Raw genomic sequence first — 18,329 nt, forward strand, 5'->3', positions numbered from 1 at the left:
ATCGTTTAAGTCCCTTTTACACAGGCCGTAAACCGGTGACTCCCTGTGAATTATTCCGTTATCCCGCCACCGTCCGCGGTGAGGTTACCTGAGATGGTTTTTACTTAAGTCAAATTGTGGTGGTGTGATTCTACTCAGAAACCGGACTAACAGAAGGGGTAATGAATGGTGTTAAGCATTTTTGCAGAAATTAAGTATTTCTGAATGTAAATCAGGAGCCTTTTACAGACTGTTAGGAATTTTCTTGTAAATGAAGAAGATAAGTCGCAGCAATAACCGGTTTTTATCTTCCTGTGAAAAGAAAAACCCACGCTTTCGCATGGGTTTCAGGTATTTCATCCTTCTCAGGGAGATGCCCCGAGATATCAAAAACGAATCAGACGTTGAACAGGAAGTTCATCACGTCGCCGTCTTTGACGATGTACTCTTTGCCTTCAGAACGCATTTTGCCGGCTTCTTTCGCGCCTTGCTCACCTTTGTAGGTGATGAAGTCTTCGAACGCGATGGTTTGTGCGCGGATGAAGCCTTTCTCGAAGTCGGTGTGAATTTTACCTGCAGCTTGTGGTGCGGTAGCACCGACAGGGATAGTCCATGCGCGGACTTCTTTCACGCCAGCGGTGAAGTACGTTTGCAGGTTCAGCAGCTCGTAACCGGCGCGGATCACGCGGTTCAGGCCCGGTTCTTCGATACCTAACTCAGCCATGAATTCTTCACGGTCGGCGTCGTCCAGCTCAGCAATGTCAGATTCAACCGCGGCGCAAACGGCAACCACAACTGAACCTTCGGCGTCAGCGATTTTGCGCACAACGTCGAGGTACGGGTTATTTTCAAAACCGTCTTCGTTAACGTTGGCGATGTACATGGTCGGTTTCAGCGTCAGGAAGCTCAGGTAGCGGATGGCCGCTTTGTCTTCTTCGGTCAGATCCAGCGCACGCAGCATGCCTGCGTTTTCCAGCTGTGGCAGACATTTTTCCAGCGCAGCCAGTTCAGCTTTGGCATCTTTGTCGCCGCCTTTAGCACGTTTCTGCACGCGGTGAATAGCGCGTTCGCAGGTATCCAGGTCAGACAACGCCAGTTCGGTGTTGATGACGTCGATGTCGTCAGCCGGATCCACTTTATTGTTAACGTGGATGATGTTGTCGTTTTCGAAACAACGGACAACGTGCCCGATCGCTTCGGTTTCACGGATGTTGGTCAGGAACTGGTTGCCCAGGCCTTCACCTTTGGACGCGCCTTTTACCAGACCGGCGATGTCCACGAATTCCATGGTGGTCGGCAGGATACGCTGTGGTTTTACGATCTCGGCCAACTGGTCAAGACGCGGATCGGGCATTGGCACTACGCCGGTGTTAGGTTCGATGGTGCAGAACGGGAAGTTTGCTGCTTCGATACCCGCTTTGGTCAGCGCATTGAACAGAGTGGATTTACCGACGTTCGGCAGGCCGACGATACCGCATTTGAATCCCATGTTTTTCTCACCTTAATATCTTAATTATCAAGCAATTAAATGTAATTGCGCGATGTAATGACCATAATTCCCCGCATTATACACGAGAACGACATTTTTCTCGATCCGGTTGTGATCGCGATGAACAGCCGCTACATCATTGACCGGATTGATTAAACCTTGCCTCGTTCCGGCCATTTTTAGATACTTGTCACAATTTTTTAACTGACAGGAAGTAAACCGGATGTCTTATGTTTAGCCCGCGTGGTCTGAAGTTGTCGGAAGTGAAGAACGAAACGCTGGCAGGATTTGTTGTGGCGGTGTCGATGATCCCGGAGGCCGTCGGGTTTTCGCTGGTGGCGGGGCTTTCGCCGATTGTCGGTTTGCACACTGCTTTTATCATCGGGCTGGTGACCGCGCTGTTTGGCGGCAAACCGGGCATGGTGTCGGGCGCGGCGGGCTCCATCGTGGTGGTCCTGATGAGCCTGGCGGCGCAGCACGGCATGGGATATGTGCTGTGGGCGACGATTTTTGCCGGTGTGATTCAGATTCTGATTGGCGTGTTCCGGCTCGGTAAGTTTATCCGGCTGGTGCCGCTGCCAGCGGTTCACGGTTTTGTGAACGGGCTGGCGATTGTCATTATGCTGGCGCAACTCCACATGATTGCCGGGCAGGGGCTGCTGATGTACGGGCTGGTGCTGCTGGCGATCCTGGTCGTCGTGCTGTTCCCAAAACTGACCAAAATCATTCCGTCTTCGCTGGCGGCGCTGATTGTGGTTTCCGCCGTGGCGATCGGGTTTAACCTGCACACGCTGCGGGTCGGGGATCTGGCGGATATCTCCGGCGCATTGCCGCACTTCAGCCTGCCGGTCGTGCCGTTCAGCCTGGAAATGCTGAAAGTGGTGCTGCCTTATGCGGTGGTGATTGCGCTGGTCGGGCTGATTGAATCGCTGCTGACCATGACGGTGCTCGATGAAATGGGCAGCCAGAAAGGTAACGGTAATCGCGAAAGTATCGCGCAGGGTGCAGGCAATACGATTTGCGGTCTGTTCGGCTGCTTCGCCGGTTGTGCGATGATCGGGCAATCAATCATTAACTTCACATCGGGCGGGCGCGGGCGGATTTCCGGCACGGTCGGCGCGATTTTGCTGATTCTGTTCGTGGTGAGTTTGTCCGGTTATATCGGGCTGTTGCCGGTCGCGGCGCTGGCCGGGATTATGCTGGTGGTTTGCTACAACACGTTCGAATGGAGTTCTTTGCGCCGTCTGCGGCGCATGCCGAAAGCTGATGCGCTGGTGATGCTGATTGTCACCGTCATTACGATTTTCACCGATCTGGCGGTTGCGGTGATCAGCGGGGTGATTATCTCGGCGCTGGTTTTTGCCTGGCAACAGGCGCGGATCCGTATCCGTGAGAAGAAAACCAAGGGCGCGCTGACGGTATATAAGCTGGAAGGGCCGCTGTTCTTTGGCTCGGCGGCGTCGTTTTCAGAACTGTTTGAACTGCAGAATGATACGCAAAACGTGGTGCTGGATTTCGCCGGTACGCGGGTGATGGATTCAAGCGGCGTCGAGGCAATTGATAAGCTGACCACGCGGTATCTGGAGGCCGGAAAGACAATACGCCTGCGCCATCTGAGCAACGACTGCGTAAGCCTGCTGAAAAAAGCGGGGCCGTTTTGCAGCCACGAACTGGATGACCCGCAGTATTATGTCGCGGAAGATAATCTCTGACATTCAACAGGTGCCGCTCAAAACGGCACCTTTTTTATTTTGGCTCCGGCACGTCGTCCGGCTCACCGCGTTTTACCGATCTCCGTCTCATCCATAAGAAAGTCCTATAACTCACTCATAAATATCGAAAAGAACCGTGATCTTGTTCACGTTTTGTTCGCATTTCATCATGCTAGGGTTTAATTAGTCCTTAATTAGGATTAATTAAAAAACCGGCAACTTTTCCCGCCGGACTTCGACAACGCAAGATTGCCACCGGAGTTAACGATGAACGGGATAGACTATTTTGTCATGGCGCTGTACGCGCTCATGATTGTGATGACCACGCTGTGGGCCATGCGGCGCGTGGGTAACACCAGGGATTTTTTTGCGGCCGGGGGCAAAATGCCCTGGTGGCTTTCGGGGATTTCACACCATATGTCAGGGTACAGCGCGGCGGTTTTTGTCGCCTACGCCGCCGTGGCCTATAAATACGGGCTGACCATCTATTTCTGGTGGGCGTTCCCGATTTCAATTGCGGTTTTCATCGGGTCAGTCATTTTTGCGCCTCGCTGGGCGCGACTGCGCATTCATATGAATATCGAATCGCCGATGGAATATCTCGCCACGCGATATAACGTGCCGACGCAGCAGATTCTGGCGTGGAGCGGGGTGTTTCTGAAAACCTTCGACGTGGGCGCTAAATGGGCGGCGATCGCCATTATCATCAATGTGTTTACCGGGCTGGATCCGCTGGTTGGGATCGCGATTTCCGGGGTGTTGTGCCTGTTTTATACCGTTCTGGGCGGCTTGTGGGCCGACGCTTGTAACGACTTCGGGCAGTTTATCGTCCAGTTTATTGCCGCCATTGTGATGGTGGTCGCCGTGGCCTTTCATCTGGGCGGATTCAGCAACCTGCTGACCATCTGGGACCGGCTGCCTGCAGGGCATACGGACATTGTCGCCGGGCCGTATTCGATGGGCTTTATTCTGGCGTATTTCGTTATTTATACCCTGAGCTACAACGGCGGCACCTGGAATTTAGCGCAGCGTTTTATCGCCTCACCGCGCGGAAAGGACGCCCGCAAAGCGGCTTTGCTGTCTTCCGCGCTGTATCTGGTCTGGCCGCTGATTTTGTTCTATCCGATGTGGGCCGCGCCGTTGTTATTCCCTGATATCGCCGATCCTTCCCAGTCTTATTCCATTATGGCGATGCAGTTGCTGCCCAACGGCCTGATCGGACTGGTGCTGGTGGCGATGTTTACGCACACGTTGTCGATGACGTCTTCGGATTCCAACGCGATCACCGCCGTCGTTACCCGCGATATTTTGCCGGTATTGCTGCCGAAACGCTTTGGTCAGGGGCAATCTTCCCTGCTGGTGGCGCGCGTCACGGTGGTGTTGTTTATCCTCACCACGTTGCTGATTGCCGTCAATGCCAGCCGTTTTGGCGGTGTGTTATCGCTGCTGATTGTCTGGTTCGGCGGGCTGGTCGGGCCGATTTCTATCCCGATGCTGCTGGGGCTGTTGCCGTGGTTCCGTAAATGCGGATCGGCGGCGGCGATTACGTCATGGGCAGCCGGCGTTTCGGCCTTCTTCCTGGTGAAATTCGTCGTTCCGGACATGAGTACGGCTCAGATCGTCGCCATTCCGGTGCTGTTATCACTGGCGGTCTTTATCCTTGGTGGTTTACTTCGCCGTCGCCCGGTCAGCGCGGAGGTTGACGTGTTACTGAATGCGCTTAATCAGGATCAGGCAGAGGAGTTGCCTGCGCCGGAAGCCGCTTCCGCTTATCAGACCGAATCCCGGTAACCAGAATCACGTTAAATAAATAACAAAGCAGGTTTTACTATGACATCACCACTGTACGTTACGCAGGCGGGACGCCTGAATGTTGAAGTTTTCACCCGTCGCGAAGACATGGGGCAAGCCGCTGCCCGCGATGCTGCAGAGCATTTGCGGCAGCGTCTCCAGCAGCAGGCGCGGGTGCGGATTATTTTTGCCGCCGCGCCGTCACAGAATGAATTTCTGGCGCATCTGGCACAGGCCGCAGATATTGACTGGGCGCGGGTGGACGCGTTTCACATGGACGAATATGTCGGGTTGCCGGAAAATTCTCCGGCGCTGTTCAGCCATTATCTGACGGAGCATTTGTTCGATATCGTCAGGCCGGGCGCGGTTTACAAAATTCCGGCGGCGGGCGAACCGGTGCAAAACTGCGCCGAATATGCCCGCCTGTTGCAACAGGCTCCGGTGGATATGGTTTGTCTGGGAATCGGTGAGAACGGGCATTTAGCCTTTAACGATCCGCCGGTGGCGGATTTTGAAGATCCGCTGCCGATGAAAATCGTTGAACTGGACGCCGTATGCCGTCAGCAACAGGTGAACGATGGCTGCTTTCCGTCGCTGAACGATGTGCCGACGCATGCGCTGACGCTGACAATCCCGACGCTGATGGCGGCTGCACGATTATTTTGTATGGTGCCCGGCAAGAATAAGCATCAGGCCATTAAGCAGACGCTGACCGCGCCGCAGTCGGCGGCCTGTCCGGCGACGGTGCTTCGCACGCATCCGGCCTGCACGCTGTATACCGATATCGCGGGTTTCGGGGAGCTGGCGGATGAGTGAAATGACGTTACGCGGCAGGGATTATCGTACACAACAGCCGGTTGAGATTGTGGCGCACGACGGCAATATCAGCCAGATTCGCCCGGTAGCAGGGGGAGAAAATCTGCCACTGATCGCACCGGGCCTGGTGGATTTACAGGTCAATGGCTACGGCGGCGCTGATTTTAACAGTTTTCCTTTCAGCGTCGGTTCCGTTAAGCAGGTGACGCAGGCGCTGTGGCAGCAGGGCGTGACGACATTTATGCCGACGGTGATCACCAACGGCGCGGATGAAATCACGGAAATGGTCAGTACGCTGGCGGCGGCTTGCCGCGAGTTTCCGTCCGTCGGGGCATCGGTTGCCGGTATTCATCTGGAAGGGCCTTTTTTATCCGCGCAGGACGGCCCGCGCGGCGCACATAACCGGACGCATATTCAGGCTCCTGATTATGCGTTGTTTCAGCGCTGGCAGACGGCGGCAGAAGGACGGATCCGCCTGATCACTCTGTCGCCGGAATGGCCAAATGCGGACGATTTTATCCGCCAGTGTGTCGCGGATAATGTGGTGGTTTCGATCGGCCATACCGCCGCCAGCGCAGAACAAATTGCCTCGGCGGTGAAAGCGGGCGCGCAGATGTCGACGCATCTGGGGAACGGCGCGCATCTGACGTTACCGCGGCATCCGAACTACATCTGGGAGCAGCTGGCGCAGGATGATCTGTGGTGCGCGATGATTGCCGACGGCGAACACCTGCCGCTCTCCGTGCTGAAAACCTTTATACGGGCTAAAAACGGCAGGGCGCTGCTGGTCAGTGATGTCACCAGCCATGCCGGAATGCCGCCGGGTCATTATCATTCGCATATCGGCGGGGATGTGGTGCTGAGCCCCGAAGGGCGGCTGTCGATGGCGAACAATCCGGCGCTGCTGGCCGGTTCGGTTCAGGGTCTGTTATACGGCGTCAACACGCTGCTAAAAAATGGCATCGTTAAGCTGCCGGAGGCGGTTCAGATGGCGTCAGTCCGGCCAGCTTCCCGGCTGAATCTTCCGGTCGCTCAGGGGCTTATTCCCGGTGCGCCGCTGGATGCCATTCTTCTGCGCGAGGATGAAAACCACGCACTCCGGCTGCTGGCGACGTATAAAAACGGGGCGGAAGTCTGGCGGGGTGAATAGGTTGACGGGCGGATCCTCAGTCATGTAATAATGCGACGCTACGGTGTAACGCGATGGAAAGTCATGACATGAAAGACTCAGGCAAAGGACCCGCGCTGCTGCGCCAGTACAATGAAAAGCGTGTACTGGCTTATCTCCGCCAGCAGAAAATCAGCTCCCGTCTGGATATTTCCCGGGCGCTGGCGTTAAGCAAAAACACCATTTCCCTGATTGTTGATGACCTGCTGGCGCTGGGCTACGTGGAAGAACAGGGCGTGGCGCAGACAAGCAGCATCGGACGTCCGAAAATTCACGTTGCGCTGAATCCGTCGTCAATTAAAGCCGCAGGCATCATGATTGAGCGCCAGCGTCTGCACTGGATGGTCTGTGATTATTTCTCGCAGATCATTGATGAAAAAACCTTTTCCCTCGATACCTCCCAGCCGCAGTCCGTTTTGGCGGAAATCATGCGCCAGTGCCAGCAGTTACAGCAGGCGTGGCCCGGTCTGGTCGGCATTGGCGTCGGTTTTCCCGGCATCATCGACCATCAGCAGGGCATTTTGCATGTGTCCTCGCATCTGGGCTGGGGAGAAGTCAACCTGCAACCTTTACTGACCTGTGCGGATAACGTGCCGGTCAGCGTCTGGAATAACGTCAAAGCGGCGGCGCTGATTGCCCGCGAAGGCGAAAGCGCCAATGACAATGACGCCCGTTTTTATCTGCGAATTGGCGAAGGGATTGGCGGTGCGCTCTTAACCGAACATGGCGTGTATTCCGGCGGAAGCTGGACGGCGGGCGAGGTCGGCCATTTAGCGGTACTGCCTGACGGGCCGTTATGTTCATGCGGTCAGCGGGGCTGTCTGGAATCCCTGATCGGCCTTTCGGCCATTAACCGGCAACTGGAACAGCGCCAGCCGGGGCTGAGCTGGGATAACCGCCAGCAGTCGGCTGAAATTGTGAATGAGGTGATGGCGCAGGCCGGGCAACTTCTGGGTAAAGCGCTGAGCCAGATTATTCATTTAATGAATCCGAAAACGTTGCTGATTGATTGCCCCTATAACGCTCATCCTTTATTTGTTGAAAATACACTGGCCGCAGCGCAGCAATTTACGCTGACGTTTCCGTTCAGTCGCACGCAAATCACCTTTGTTACCGAACGGTTCAATCCCGCACGTGGCCTGGCGCTGGCGATGTTCCGGCGTTTCGAATCCGTTTCCCTCACGTAATCCCTTCAGTCACCAAACCGCCGACAGCAACTGCGCCTGGCTGCCGGCGCGCCGTAAGATAATCGCTTACATTTGGTGGCAAAAAAGCGGCTAAATTCATATCGCCGAAAATTCTGTAATGTTATACGGTTACGCTCGGTTAATCCGACATGAACTGGCGCACGGCCAGCGTGATGGATTATTTTTTCTCCTCTGCCGGAGCGGACATGAGCATAAACAAAGCATCCGGAACGGACGATGCCAGCAAGCAGCTGCGCTTTCAATCCGCCGCATCCCACACGCGCTGGCTGAGCGGGCTGATCCACGCCGTGATGGTGATCAGCAGCGTGTTGTATCTGATATTGCTGATGTTGTATCTGGTCACGCCGGAGTCAGTATGGCCGTGGGTGGTCGGGAATATCATGGCGGCGATGTGGGTTTGCGCTGCCTCGCTGCAATGCGCCCGGCGCATTACCCGCTGGCGCGAGCAACAGTTTGCCTCCCGTAACGGCCTGGTCGGGCCGCAAATTCCCCCCGGATTTTCTCAGCGTCTGGCCTCCCGCGCGTGGATGCGGCCGCTATTACGTTATGTCGATGCGCACGTATTCTTCCAGGCACTTCCTGCATTAGCCTCTTTGCTGCTCATCGCTCTGCTGTGGCAATTGCCGTTACCGGTCAATGAAGCCGGTGATGCAGGCTATTTCGCCGGTTCTGTCTTTATTCTTTGCGCTTTCGCCGTGCTGGTGCTTGAGCGTCACTGGACGTTAAAAGATCCGCTGGAATGGCCGGAAGCAGCAAAACTGGCACCGCTGATGCGCATGATGATTGGCGTCTTTCTGCTGACGGCGCTGGCCCTGATGTTTGCGCGAGGAACTGCGGTCTGGCCCGCACACCTGCTGGTGCTCAGCGGATTGTTACCGGCGCTGGTGGCGCTGGAGCTTTTCCTGCGGGCGCTGATCGCGGTATTTTCACCGCCGCGCGAGGACAAAGAGCCGGAGTTTATTGCGGGCAGCCTGCTGGCGGCGCAACTCTGCTGGCCGCCGCGCCCGCTACAGTTCGTGCAAAACGAACTGCATCAGCATTTTGGTATCGATCTCCGCCAGATTTGGGCATTTCAATTTATGCGTCGCGCGCTGTTGCCGCTGGGCGCATTTTTGCTGCTGACTGGCTGGTTGCTGACGGGCATCAGCGAGGTGCCGCTGACGCAGCGCGGGATCTATGAATCCTTTGGCAAGCCGGTGGCAGTCAGACAGCCCGGTTTGCACGCGGGGCTGCCGTGGCCTTTTGGCCGCACGCTGATGGTTGATAACGGAGAAGTGCATGAACTCACCACGGGATCCGAAGAACCGGTGACCGCCACGCCCGTCGCGGTGGCTGATACCGCCGAAGGCCCCGCACCGGAGAGCGCGAACCGGTTATGGGACGCCAGCCACAGCAGCGATAAATCACAAATCATCGCCAGTGCGGCGAACGACCGGCAAAGTTTTCAAATCATGAATATGGACGTCCGCTTCGTGTACCGCATCGCTATGAATGATGACGCGGCGATGGCGAGCCTGTATCACACCGAAAATATGCCGGTGCTGATCCGCAGTATTGCCAATCAGGTGCTGGTGCATGATTTCTCCTCGCGCACGCTCGACAGCCTGCTGGGCAGCGATCAGACCCGCCTGGCCGGCGATATCGGGCAAAAAGTGCAGGCGCAGCTTGATCATCTCAACAGCGGTGTGGAACTGCTGGCGACGGTGATTGAATCGATCCATCCGCCTGCGGGGGCGGCGGATGCTTATCACGGCGTGCAGGCGGCACAAATTCTGGCGCAAAGTGCGATTGCCGGTGAGAAAGGTCAGGCCGCACAGCAACTGAATGCCGCGCAGCAATTTGCCGGGCTGGCGCGGGATGCGGCCACCGCACAAAGTCATGAAAATCTGGATCAGGCGCAGGTCATGGCGTTGTCCTTTAACGCCGAAAATCAGGCGTATCAGACCGGAGGACAGTCGTTCCTGACCGAACGCTATTTCAGCCGTCTGACGCTGGCGATGCAGCAACATCCGAAGGTGTTGATTGTCGATCATCGCATGGGGGGCGGGACGCCGCCGGTGCTGGATCTGAGAAATTTTACCCTGCCATTTACGCCCGGAGCGGATAAAGCGGCGCATTCTGTCAAAGCGGAGAGTACCCGGTGAGTGATTCCCAACAATCTGAAGGCCACGGACACGATCACGACGCGCACGGCGGGCATCATCATGGCGCCGGACATCATCACCATCATCATCATTCCGGCCCGGCGGCGCCCAAGCTCTGGCGACGGGTCACGATAGCCACCGTACTGGTGGCACTGATTGTCGCTACCGCCTGTCTGGTGCAGGTACGTTCCGGCGAAGCAATGGTGATCACGCGCTTTGGCGATCCGGTGCGCGTGCTGTTGCAACCGGGGCTGGCGTGGCATCTGCCGGTTCCGCTGGAAACCGCCATCCCGGTAGATTTGCGTATCCGTACGACTTCCAGCGGTTTGCAGGATGTCGGCACGCGCGATGGTCTGCGGATCATCGTTCAGGCTTATACTGTCTGGCAGGTGAAAAACGATCCCCGGCACGTACAGCGTTTTATCCGTGCGGTACAAAACCAGCCGGATATGGCAGCTGCGCAGATACGTACATTTATCGGCTCGGCGCTGGAAACTACCACCAGCGGTTTTGCACTGGCTGACCTGGTGAATACCGATGCCAGCAAAATCCGGCTTTCCGGTTTTGAACAGCATCTGCATGACCAGATCGCCCGCCAGTTGCTCGACAGCTACGGAATTGAGCTGGTGCAGGTCGGCGTTGAACGCCTGACGCTGCCGTCGGTGACGTTGGATGCCACCGTTGACCGCATGCGTGCCGAGCGGGAAACCATCGCCACCGAACGCTCTGCCGAAGGTAAGCGTCAGGCCGCTGAAATCCGGTCTTCTGCTGAACGTGATGCCCGCGTTATTAAGGCAGACGCGTCAGTCAACGCGGCCAATATCGAAGCGCAGGCGCAGGTGCAAAGTGCAGCAATCTACGCCAAAGCCCGCGCCGGTAATCCTGAACTCTACGATCTGCTGCGCTCGCTCGATACGCTCAGCAGCGTCATCACGCCGGGTACGCAGCTGGTGCTGGGCACGGATGCGGCACCGTTCCGGCAACTGGTCGAAGGCCCGCCTGCATTACCCGCTGCCCCGGCTAACGGAACGCGCCCATGAATCCGTTATCCCGTTTCCAGGGAAATGCGTGGTTTCAGGCCGGGCGCATGGCGTATCTGGCGCTGTTCGCCATGACGCTGATTGCCGCTGCGAGCTGGCTGTTTTCTAACGTCCGGCAGATAGAACCGGATAAGCGCGCGGTGGTGATGCGGTTTGGTGCGGTTTCTCGCACGTCAGGTGCCGGGCTGCTGCTGGCATGGCCGGAACCGCTGGAGCAGGTTGAAATCTTGCCCGCCGCCGATCGGGTGATCGAACATCATGTGACCGCCTTGCTGAGAACCAACATTGTGCCCGCGTGGAACAATACCGGTGGCGGGAAAGGTGATGCCGCCGCCGGTGCAGGGTATTTGCTGACCGGGGATTCCGGCGTGGTTCAGCTGGATGTGCAGGTGTACTACGTGATAACTGATCCGGTGGCGTTTGTTGTGCAAGGGGAGCACGTGTTACCGGCGATCGACCGTTTAACCGAGCATGCTGCGGTGGCGATTTGCGCCTCACGGGATTTGGACACTATTCTGGTCGCCCGGCCAGAAATAGCAGGCAACGGCAGCAATATCGCCGAACGTCGTGAAAGGCTGCGCGGCGATTTGCGTCAGGGCATTAATCAGCAGCTTGCGGCGCTGAGTGCGGCTGGGAGCAGCACGGGTATTGAAGTCCGCCGCGTTGACGTGCAGTCGTCTCTGCCACCGTCGGCGGTGGATGCGTTCAATGCGGTGCTGACGGCCAGCCAGCAGGCGGAACAAAACATCGCCAGCGCCAGCAATGAGGCGGCTCGCGTTCATCAGGACGCCGTTCAGTCGGCAGACCGCGCTTTACAGGTTTCGCATGCCAAAGCCAGCGAGCAGATTGCCCGTGCGTCCACCGATACCGCGACCATTATTCAGCTGGCGGACGATCACTCGCCCGAACTGCTGTGGCGTTTGTGGCGTGAACGGATGCCGGCGATCCTTGCCCATGCCGGCAGTGTCACTGCTGTTGATCCCCATGACGATGCGCATCTGATCCTGTCGGGACCAGACCGTACGGCATCTCAACCCTGAGGTATTGCTCCTTTGACTTCTTTTTCATCTGAAGAACCGCACACTTCATCTGCGTCGCCCGCAAAAAACGTGCTGTTAACGCGCCATGAACAGCGAAATATGGCGGTGCAGCTGCTTCTGGCGATGGCTGCATTTGGTTTGTTGCTGTGCGGCTGGGTCTGGCAGTGGGTGTTTCCGCAGCAAAGTGACGTCGGGCAAATTTTGTTTGGCGTGGCATCACTGCTGGTCGCGGTGCCGGTGCTGCGTTCGGCGGTTTACAGCTTACGCAGCCCCAGCCTGCACGGCGTGACCGATCAGCTGATTGCCATCGCGATGCTGGGCGCGTGGGCGACCGGTGACCTGATGACCGCCGCATTGCTGCCGGGTATTATGATTTTTGGTCATATTCTTGAAGAGCGCAGCGTGATCGGTTCGCAGGAAGCTATCGACGCGCTGAGCCATCTGACGCGCAGCCGCGCCCGGCGAATTTTGCCTGACGGTGAGATTGAAGAAATCGATAACCACCAGTTGCTAACCGGCGACCGGGTGGAGGTGCGCGCCGGTGACCGGTTACCCGCCGATGGCTATGTGTTATCCGGCAGCGCCAGCCTTGATACTGCACCGATCACCGGCGAATCCGTGCCACAGGAAGCCCGCGCGGGCGATGACGTTTTCGGTGGTGCCATTAATCTCGACGGATTGCTCTGCGTTGAAGTCACGCGCACCGGTGCGGACGCCACGCTGGGTAAAGTGATTGCGCTGATGCAAAAAGCCGAACATGCCAAACCACCGATCACCCGTTTGCTCGAACGCTATGCCGGGCAATATCTGGTGCTTATTTTGCTGATTGCCGCCGCGACCTGGTTCATCACGCGTGATGCCCATGCCATGCTGGCAGTGCTGGTGGCGGCCTGTCCGTGTGCGCTGGTGCTTTCCGCGCCTGCCACGGCGATTGCCGGGATCGCGGTGGCGGCGCGTCACGGGATCCTGATCCGTAGCTCCGCATTTCTGGAAGAACTGGCGGACCTGAACGCTATTGTGGTCGATAAAACCGGCACGCTGACGCACGGTGAATTGCATTTGCAGCGCACGGTGCTGGCCGCAGATGCGCCTTCTGACGCGGTGCTTCGTCTGGCGGCCAGCCTGGGCGCGGCGAGCAGCCATCCGGTCAGCCGTGCGCTGGCAAAATTACTGCCGCGTGAACAATATTTACCGCTGGACGACGTGTCAGAACAACAGGGCATGGGCGTACGTGCGCGTACCGCACAGGGCGATGCGCTGTTAGGGCGTCCGGCATTTTTCAGCCAGAACAATATCCCGGTCAGTGACGAACCTGAACACGACGGGCCGCTGGTCGGACTGGCGCTTAACGGGCGTTTTCTCGGCTGGTTACTGCTGGCCGATTCGCTCAGGCCGGAGGCGCAAACAGCGCTGGCCGAACTGCGCCAGCTTGGGTTGCAACGGCAACTTCTGCTGACCGGCGACCGCGCCAGCGTGGCAAACCGTATCGCCGGAGAACTGGGCATCAGTGATGTCGTTGCACAGGCATTACCTGAGGATAAACTGCATCAGGTTTCAGCCGAAATTGCACAAGGGTTCCGGCCAATGGTGGTCGGCGATGGCATTAATGATTCTCTGGCATTGAAAGCTGGCGTGGTGGGCATTGCGATGGGGGCAGGCGGGAGCGATATTGCGCTGGCTTCTGCCGACGTGGTGCTGATCGGCAGCGATTTACGGCGTCTCGGGACCTGTGTTCGCCTGAGCCGCGCCTGCCGGAAAACGCTGAAAATCAATGTTTTCATCGGGCTGGGATGGACGCTGGTGGTGATGGCGGCTGCCGCGATGGGATTACTCGGCGTGGGCGGTGTACTGATTGCCGCTTTGTTGCATAACCTGAGTACCTTGCTGGTGCTGGGCAATGCCGGACGGCTATTGCGTTTTGACGAGCCGCTTTAAGCCCGTCAGTGAAAATCAAAACGGGCGCAAAAAGTTGTGCCCGTCAGAGAAAGTGCATTCAACCAAAGCGGTTTAAAGCTCGGCTTTAAAGGTATGCAAACGGCGCATGGTTTTTTCCAGGCCTTCTTTCATCAGCAATTCTGTGCAACGCAGTGACTCGTCAATCGCATCATCAATCAGCTTCTGTTCACTGGCTGGCGGCTTGCCCAGCACAAATCCCACGACTTTGCTTTTATCGCCCGGATGGCCGATGCCGATACGCAAGCGGTAGAAATTCGGATTACCACCGAATTTGCTTTGGATATCTTTCAGGCCATTGTGGCCGCCGTTGCCGCCGCCCAGCTTAATTTTTGCCATGCCCGGCGGGATATCCAGTTCATCGTGCGCGACCAGAATTTCGTCTGGTTCAATGCGGTAGAACTGCGCCATTGCCAGAACGGCCTTACCGCTGAGGTTCATAAAGGTGGTCGGCACCAGCAGGCGGACGTCCTGGCCTGCCAGCGAAAGGCGGGCGGTATAGCCAAAAAACTTACTTTCTTCTTTCAACTGCTGGTTGTGCTGGCGGGCGAGAAGATCAACATACCAGGCACCCGCGTTGTGACGGGTTTGGGCGTACTCTGCGCCGGGATTGGCCAGTCCAACGATCAATTTAATGCTGCTCACGATTTTCGCTTCTTTATCTGGTGAGGTTTAGCAGGCTAGTTTACCTGTCACTGCTGACTGTGCCAAACACCAGACCGTGTTATTCACTGCAAATGGATTAAATTTTGAATAGTTTATATGGCTGACTATTAACTATTCGAATGTATATGACGGAAAAACGTAAAGATTTGTCATTCAATGTTCTCTGTCTGTGATCGTGACCGCAAAGTGAACCGGATGGGACGTCTATAGTAAAAGCAGGAAAAGACAAGACAGCAATGATGCTAAATGAACGCTATCAGGAGGTGACATATGAAACGTAAAACCGCAGTAGTAATGGGCAATGCCCTCATGGGACTCGGTTTGCTCACAATGGTGGGTGGCGTTGGTTATTCCATTTTAAATCAGTTGCCTGAGCTTGGTCTTCCGCAGTTCCTGGCGCACGGAGCCGTCGGTAGCATTTTTATTGGTGCTATTTTATGGCTGGCCGGGGCGAGAGTCGGTGGTCGCGAACGTGTTGCAGACCGCTACTGGTGGGTACGCCACTTTGACTCCCGTTGTGCTAACGGGAAATCACACCGCCATTCCTGAACCTGATATTTCCCCTTAACAGGTTCCATAAAAAAACCGTTGTCGCTCACACGACAACGGTTTTTGCATTTCTGCTGCTTACAAAGCAAAACGCCCCTGAAAAGCAGGGGCGTAATGATTAATGTTCGAACATTGCAGAAATGGATTCTTCATTACTGATGCGGCGAATCGCCTCAGCCAGCATGCCTGACAGGGTCAAAGTGCGTACTTTTTTCAGTGCGCGGATTTCTGCGGACAGCGGGATAGTGTCACAAACAATCACTTCGTCGATAACGGAGTTTTTGATGTTTTCTACCGCATTGCCGGAGAAAATCGGGTGTGTTGCATAAGCGAATACGCGTTTAGCACCGCGTTCTTTCAGTGCTTCGGCTGCTTTACACAGTGTGCCACCGGTGTCGATCATGTCATCAACCAGAACACAGTCGCGACCTGCAACGTCACCGATGATATGCATTACCTGAGAAACGTTTGCGCGTGGACGACGTTTATCAATGATAGCCATATCGGTATCGTTCAGCAGTTTCGCCACAGCACGGGCACGGACAACGCCGCCGATATCCGGAGAAACAACGATTGGGTTTTCCAGATTTTGTTGCAGCATGTCTTCGAGCAGGATAGGGCTGCCGAAAACGTTGTCTACGGGTACATCGAAGAAGCCCTGAATCTGCTCTGCGTGCAGGTCTACGGTCAGAACGCGGTCAACGCCAACGCTTGACAGGAAGTCAGCAACCACTTTAGCGGTGATTGGCACACGGGCAGAACGCACCCGGCGATCCTGACGTGCATAGCCGAAGTAAGGAATAACGGCTGTGATACGACCAGCGGAGGCGCGGCGTAAGGCATCAACCATGACGACCAGTTCCATCAGGTTATCGTTAGTAGGCGCGCAGGTGGACTGGATAATGAAAATATCTCCGCCACGTACATTTTCGTTAATTTGCACGCTTACTTCACCGTCGCTGAAACGACTGACGGCGGCGTCACCAAGGCTGGTGTATAAACGGTTGGCAATACGTTGTGCTAGTTCCGGGGTGGCGTTACCAGCAAAAAGCTTCATATCAGGCACGAGAAGAACCTCAGGCTTGCGTCCAGGGAAGACATTGGCATTTGGCACCACCGGGCGGTGAGCGGTACCAAAGCATTATGCTCACGATACTTCTAAAACTTACTCATAAACTGGTTGAATAATTCGCTGGCAAAGAACAGACACAAAACGGCTGTGACTCTCTACGCTTTGCCCGCAGTTCTCAACCAGGCTTCACGAAAACGATGCAACGGAGAAACGTTTACACCTCGCGCAACAAAGCCCCGGATCCACGATGGCGCTTTGTCTAAAACCTGGCGGGCGGCAGATTGCGTGTCGAATTCTGCAAACACACAAGCACCTGTCCCGGTCAGTCGCGACGGCGCGTATTCTAACAGCCAAGAAAGTAGCTGTTCAACCTCGTAAAAACGTTTTCTCGCAATCGGTTCGCAATCATTTGCGTAAGGCGTGTTCAAAAGCACATTAACAGGGCGTTTTGGTGTATTTCTGGTCAGATCCGGATCGCCAAAAATTGCCGGCGTCGGAATGCTGACACCGGGATGTGCGATCAGAAACCATTTTTCCTGCGGCTCAACCGGTTGCAGGATCTCACCGATGCCTTCGGCAAAAGCCGCATGCCCCATCACAAAGACGGGCACATCTGCACCCAGCGTGATCCCCAGCGCGGCCAGTTCCGTGTCCGCCAGCCCGCAGTTCCACAGCGTGTTCAGGGCGACCAGCGTTGTCGCCGCATTAGATGAACCGCCGCCGAGGCCGCCGCCCATCGGGATCTGTTTTTGCAAAGAAATATCCGCGCCTGATGTGCTTTTCGCATGCTGTTGCAAAAGCCGTGCTGCTCGCACCACCAGATTATCTTCATCCGCCACGCCCTCAACCGGCGTGGTCAGAACGATAGCGCCATCATCACGTATGTTAAAACCCAGGCTGTCACCGTAATCAACAAACTGAAACAGCGTCTGTAAATCATGGTAGCCGTTGGGCCGCTGCCCGGTGATATAAAGGAACAAATTGAGTTTAGCCGGAGAAGGCCACAATTGCTGTGTCATCTCAGTTTAACGTCCAGTTATCCATTTTCAGTTTGATACGCTGCTCGCCTTGCGTCATTTCCAGACGTTGCGGCAGGGAAGGTTTAGCATCAGCGTCATAGCTCTGGTAGACCACGGTGCCGGGCTTGCCATTTTGCGTAAAGTTAACCTGCGACAGGCGATACTGGCTGTCGAGGGTGAAATCAGTGCCATCTCCCGGCAGGCCAAGCATCCACAGGCGCAGATTCGCCAGCGGAATGGACATCCCGGTCAGTTTCTGAATCATGTCATCCGGATTATTACTGGTGTAATGCTTACCTTCATTATTCGTGAGCTGCGCAATACCGCTTTGTACTTTCAGCTCCATTTCGGTGCTGCCCAACGGATTGGTCAGCAATAAACGGTAGCTGTCGGGGGAATATTGCTGCCAGAAGAAGCGGGCGTAGACTTTCTGTTTATCTGACAGATAGGCAAATGAGCCACGGGTCTGATAATGCTCGAGTTGTTTGACCTGCGCTTCGTGTTCACGCCATTGCGGAGATGTCGGGCTGGTCGCCGGGCCTTTCGGTGCATTAACAGAACATGCGGCAAGGACTAAGCTCGCAAGAGGAAGAAGGCGAACAAAATGTGTTTTACGCATTGGCATAACAGAGTAAATCCTTTGTGCTTTGGCGAAATGAGGTGCCAGGGCAAATATGGCGTGC

At 55.9% G+C, this 18,329-nt stretch carries 15 protein-coding genes; 10 read left to right on the plus strand and 5 right to left on the minus strand.

The window, feature by feature from the left end:
- Window positions 1–376 precede the first annotated feature (376 nt).
- The gene (gene ychF, locus CWS43_RS23830) at window positions 377–1,468 is read right to left on the minus strand and encodes a redox-regulated ATPase YchF (RefSeq protein WP_101079643.1); all 1,092 of its coding nucleotides are present in this window, start codon (window positions 1,466–1,468) and stop codon (window positions 377–379) included.
- A gap of 230 nt (window positions 1,469–1,698) precedes the next feature.
- On the opposite strand from ychF, the gene CWS43_RS23835 reads away from it, so the two are divergent.
- From CWS43_RS23835 to CWS43_RS23875, 9 genes are all read left to right on the plus strand, one after another.
- Entirely contained in the window at window positions 1,699–3,180 is a 1,482-nt protein-coding gene (locus CWS43_RS23835) for a SulP family inorganic anion transporter (RefSeq protein ID WP_101079644.1), read from the plus strand.
- A 267-nt stretch (window positions 3,181–3,447) separates the two neighbouring features.
- Window positions 3,448–4,971, plus strand: a complete 1,524-nt coding sequence (locus CWS43_RS23840; RefSeq protein ID WP_101079645.1) for a sodium:solute symporter family protein — start codon at window positions 3,448–3,450, stop codon at window positions 4,969–4,971.
- A gap of 39 nt (window positions 4,972–5,010) precedes the next feature.
- Entirely contained in the window at window positions 5,011–5,787 is a 777-nt protein-coding gene (locus tag CWS43_RS23845; RefSeq protein WP_198555919.1) for a glucosamine-6-phosphate deaminase, read from the plus strand.
- Complete coding sequence (locus tag CWS43_RS23850; protein ID WP_101079646.1) at window positions 5,780–6,937, plus strand: N-acetylglucosamine-6-phosphate deacetylase; 1,158 nt, start codon at window positions 5,780–5,782, stop codon at window positions 6,935–6,937. Before CWS43_RS23845 ends, CWS43_RS23850 begins: the two co-directional genes overlap by 8 nt.
- Window positions 6,938–7,005: 68 nt before the next feature.
- On the plus strand, window positions 7,006–8,142 hold the full coding sequence (locus tag CWS43_RS23855; protein WP_101079647.1) for an ROK family protein: 1,137 nt from the start codon (window positions 7,006–7,008) through the stop codon (window positions 8,140–8,142).
- 206 nt (window positions 8,143–8,348) lie between these two features.
- Window positions 8,349–10,307, plus strand: a complete 1,959-nt coding sequence (locus CWS43_RS23860; RefSeq protein ID WP_101079748.1) for an SPFH domain-containing protein — start codon at window positions 8,349–8,351, stop codon at window positions 10,305–10,307.
- Window positions 10,304–11,347, plus strand: coding sequence for a protease modulator HflC (gene hflC, locus CWS43_RS23865; protein WP_101079648.1), 1,044 nt, complete (start codon window positions 10,304–10,306; stop codon window positions 11,345–11,347). The genes CWS43_RS23860 and hflC overlap by 4 nt, the downstream gene beginning before the upstream one ends.
- Entirely contained in the window at window positions 11,344–12,387 is a 1,044-nt protein-coding gene (gene hflK, locus CWS43_RS23870; RefSeq protein ID WP_101079649.1) for a protease modulator HflK, read from the plus strand. The genes hflC and hflK overlap by 4 nt, the downstream gene beginning before the upstream one ends.
- A gap of 12 nt (window positions 12,388–12,399) precedes the next feature.
- A complete protein-coding gene (locus CWS43_RS23875; RefSeq protein ID WP_101079650.1) occupies window positions 12,400–14,322 on the plus strand; it encodes a cation-translocating P-type ATPase in 1,923 nt (640 codons plus the stop codon).
- A 72-nt stretch (window positions 14,323–14,394) separates the two neighbouring features.
- On the opposite strand, the gene pth is transcribed toward CWS43_RS23875, so the two are convergent.
- Window positions 14,395–14,985 (minus strand): aminoacyl-tRNA hydrolase, encoded by a 591-nt coding sequence (gene pth / locus CWS43_RS23880; protein WP_198555920.1) that lies wholly within the window; start codon window positions 14,983–14,985, stop codon window positions 14,395–14,397.
- A gap of 291 nt (window positions 14,986–15,276) precedes the next feature.
- Between pth and ychH the strand changes: the two genes are divergently transcribed.
- On the plus strand, window positions 15,277–15,555 hold the full coding sequence (gene ychH / locus CWS43_RS23885) for a stress-induced protein YchH (protein ID WP_101079651.1): 279 nt from the start codon (window positions 15,277–15,279) through the stop codon (window positions 15,553–15,555).
- Window positions 15,556–15,673: 118 nt separating this feature from the next.
- Here the strand turns inward: ychH and prs are convergent, their stop codons facing one another.
- The 3 genes from prs to lolB form a co-directional block, all read right to left on the minus strand.
- Window positions 15,674–16,621, minus strand: a complete 948-nt coding sequence (prs, locus tag CWS43_RS23890) for a ribose-phosphate diphosphokinase (protein ID WP_013575591.1) — start codon at window positions 16,619–16,621, stop codon at window positions 15,674–15,676.
- A gap of 161 nt (window positions 16,622–16,782) precedes the next feature.
- Window positions 16,783–17,646 carry a 4-(cytidine 5'-diphospho)-2-C-methyl-D-erythritol kinase gene (ispE, locus tag CWS43_RS23895; protein WP_101079652.1) on the minus strand — a complete coding sequence of 288 codons (864 nt, stop codon included), beginning with the start codon at window positions 17,644–17,646 and terminating at the stop codon, window positions 16,783–16,785.
- 1 nt (window position 17,647) lies between these two features.
- Window positions 17,648–18,271 carry a lipoprotein insertase outer membrane protein LolB gene (lolB, locus tag CWS43_RS23900; protein ID WP_101079653.1) on the minus strand — a complete coding sequence of 208 codons (624 nt, stop codon included), beginning with the start codon at window positions 18,269–18,271 and terminating at the stop codon, window positions 17,648–17,650.
- Window positions 18,272–18,329: the final 58 nt, after the last annotated feature.

The sequence above is a fragment of the Rahnella sp. AA genome (genome assembly GCF_002834385.1).
Classification (GTDB): Bacteria; Pseudomonadota; Gammaproteobacteria; order Enterobacterales; family Enterobacteriaceae; genus Rahnella.

Excerpts from the sequence above, each read along its gene's own strand:
- CWS43_RS23850 (WP_101079646.1), top strand. The coding sequence starts at position 5,780 with ATGAGTGAAATGACGTTACGCGGCAGGGATTATCGTACACAACAGCCG.
- CWS43_RS23855 (WP_101079647.1), top strand. The coding sequence starts at position 7,006 with ATGAAAGACTCAGGCAAAGGACCCGCGCTGCTGCGCCAGTACAATGAA.
- CWS43_RS23835 (WP_101079644.1), top strand. The coding sequence starts at position 1,699 with ATGTTTAGCCCGCGTGGTCTGAAGTTGTCGGAAGTGAAGAACGAAACG.
- CWS43_RS23860 (WP_101079748.1), top strand. The coding sequence starts at position 8,349 with ATGAGCATAAACAAAGCATCCGGAACGGACGATGCCAGCAAGCAGCTG.
- ispE (WP_101079652.1), bottom strand. The coding sequence starts at position 17,646 with ATGACACAGCAATTGTGGCCTTCTCCGGCTAAACTCAATTTGTTCCTT.
- lolB (WP_101079653.1), bottom strand. The coding sequence starts at position 18,271 with ATGCCAATGCGTAAAACACATTTTGTTCGCCTTCTTCCTCTTGCGAGC.
- CWS43_RS23845 (WP_198555919.1), top strand. The coding sequence starts at position 5,011 with ATGACATCACCACTGTACGTTACGCAGGCGGGACGCCTGAATGTTGAA.
- hflK (WP_101079649.1), top strand. The coding sequence starts at position 11,344 with ATGAATCCGTTATCCCGTTTCCAGGGAAATGCGTGGTTTCAGGCCGGG.
- ychH (WP_101079651.1), top strand. The coding sequence starts at position 15,277 with ATGAAACGTAAAACCGCAGTAGTAATGGGCAATGCCCTCATGGGACTC.
- ychF (WP_101079643.1), bottom strand. The coding sequence starts at position 1,468 with ATGGGATTCAAATGCGGTATCGTCGGCCTGCCGAACGTCGGTAAATCC.
- CWS43_RS23840 (WP_101079645.1), top strand. The coding sequence starts at position 3,448 with ATGAACGGGATAGACTATTTTGTCATGGCGCTGTACGCGCTCATGATT.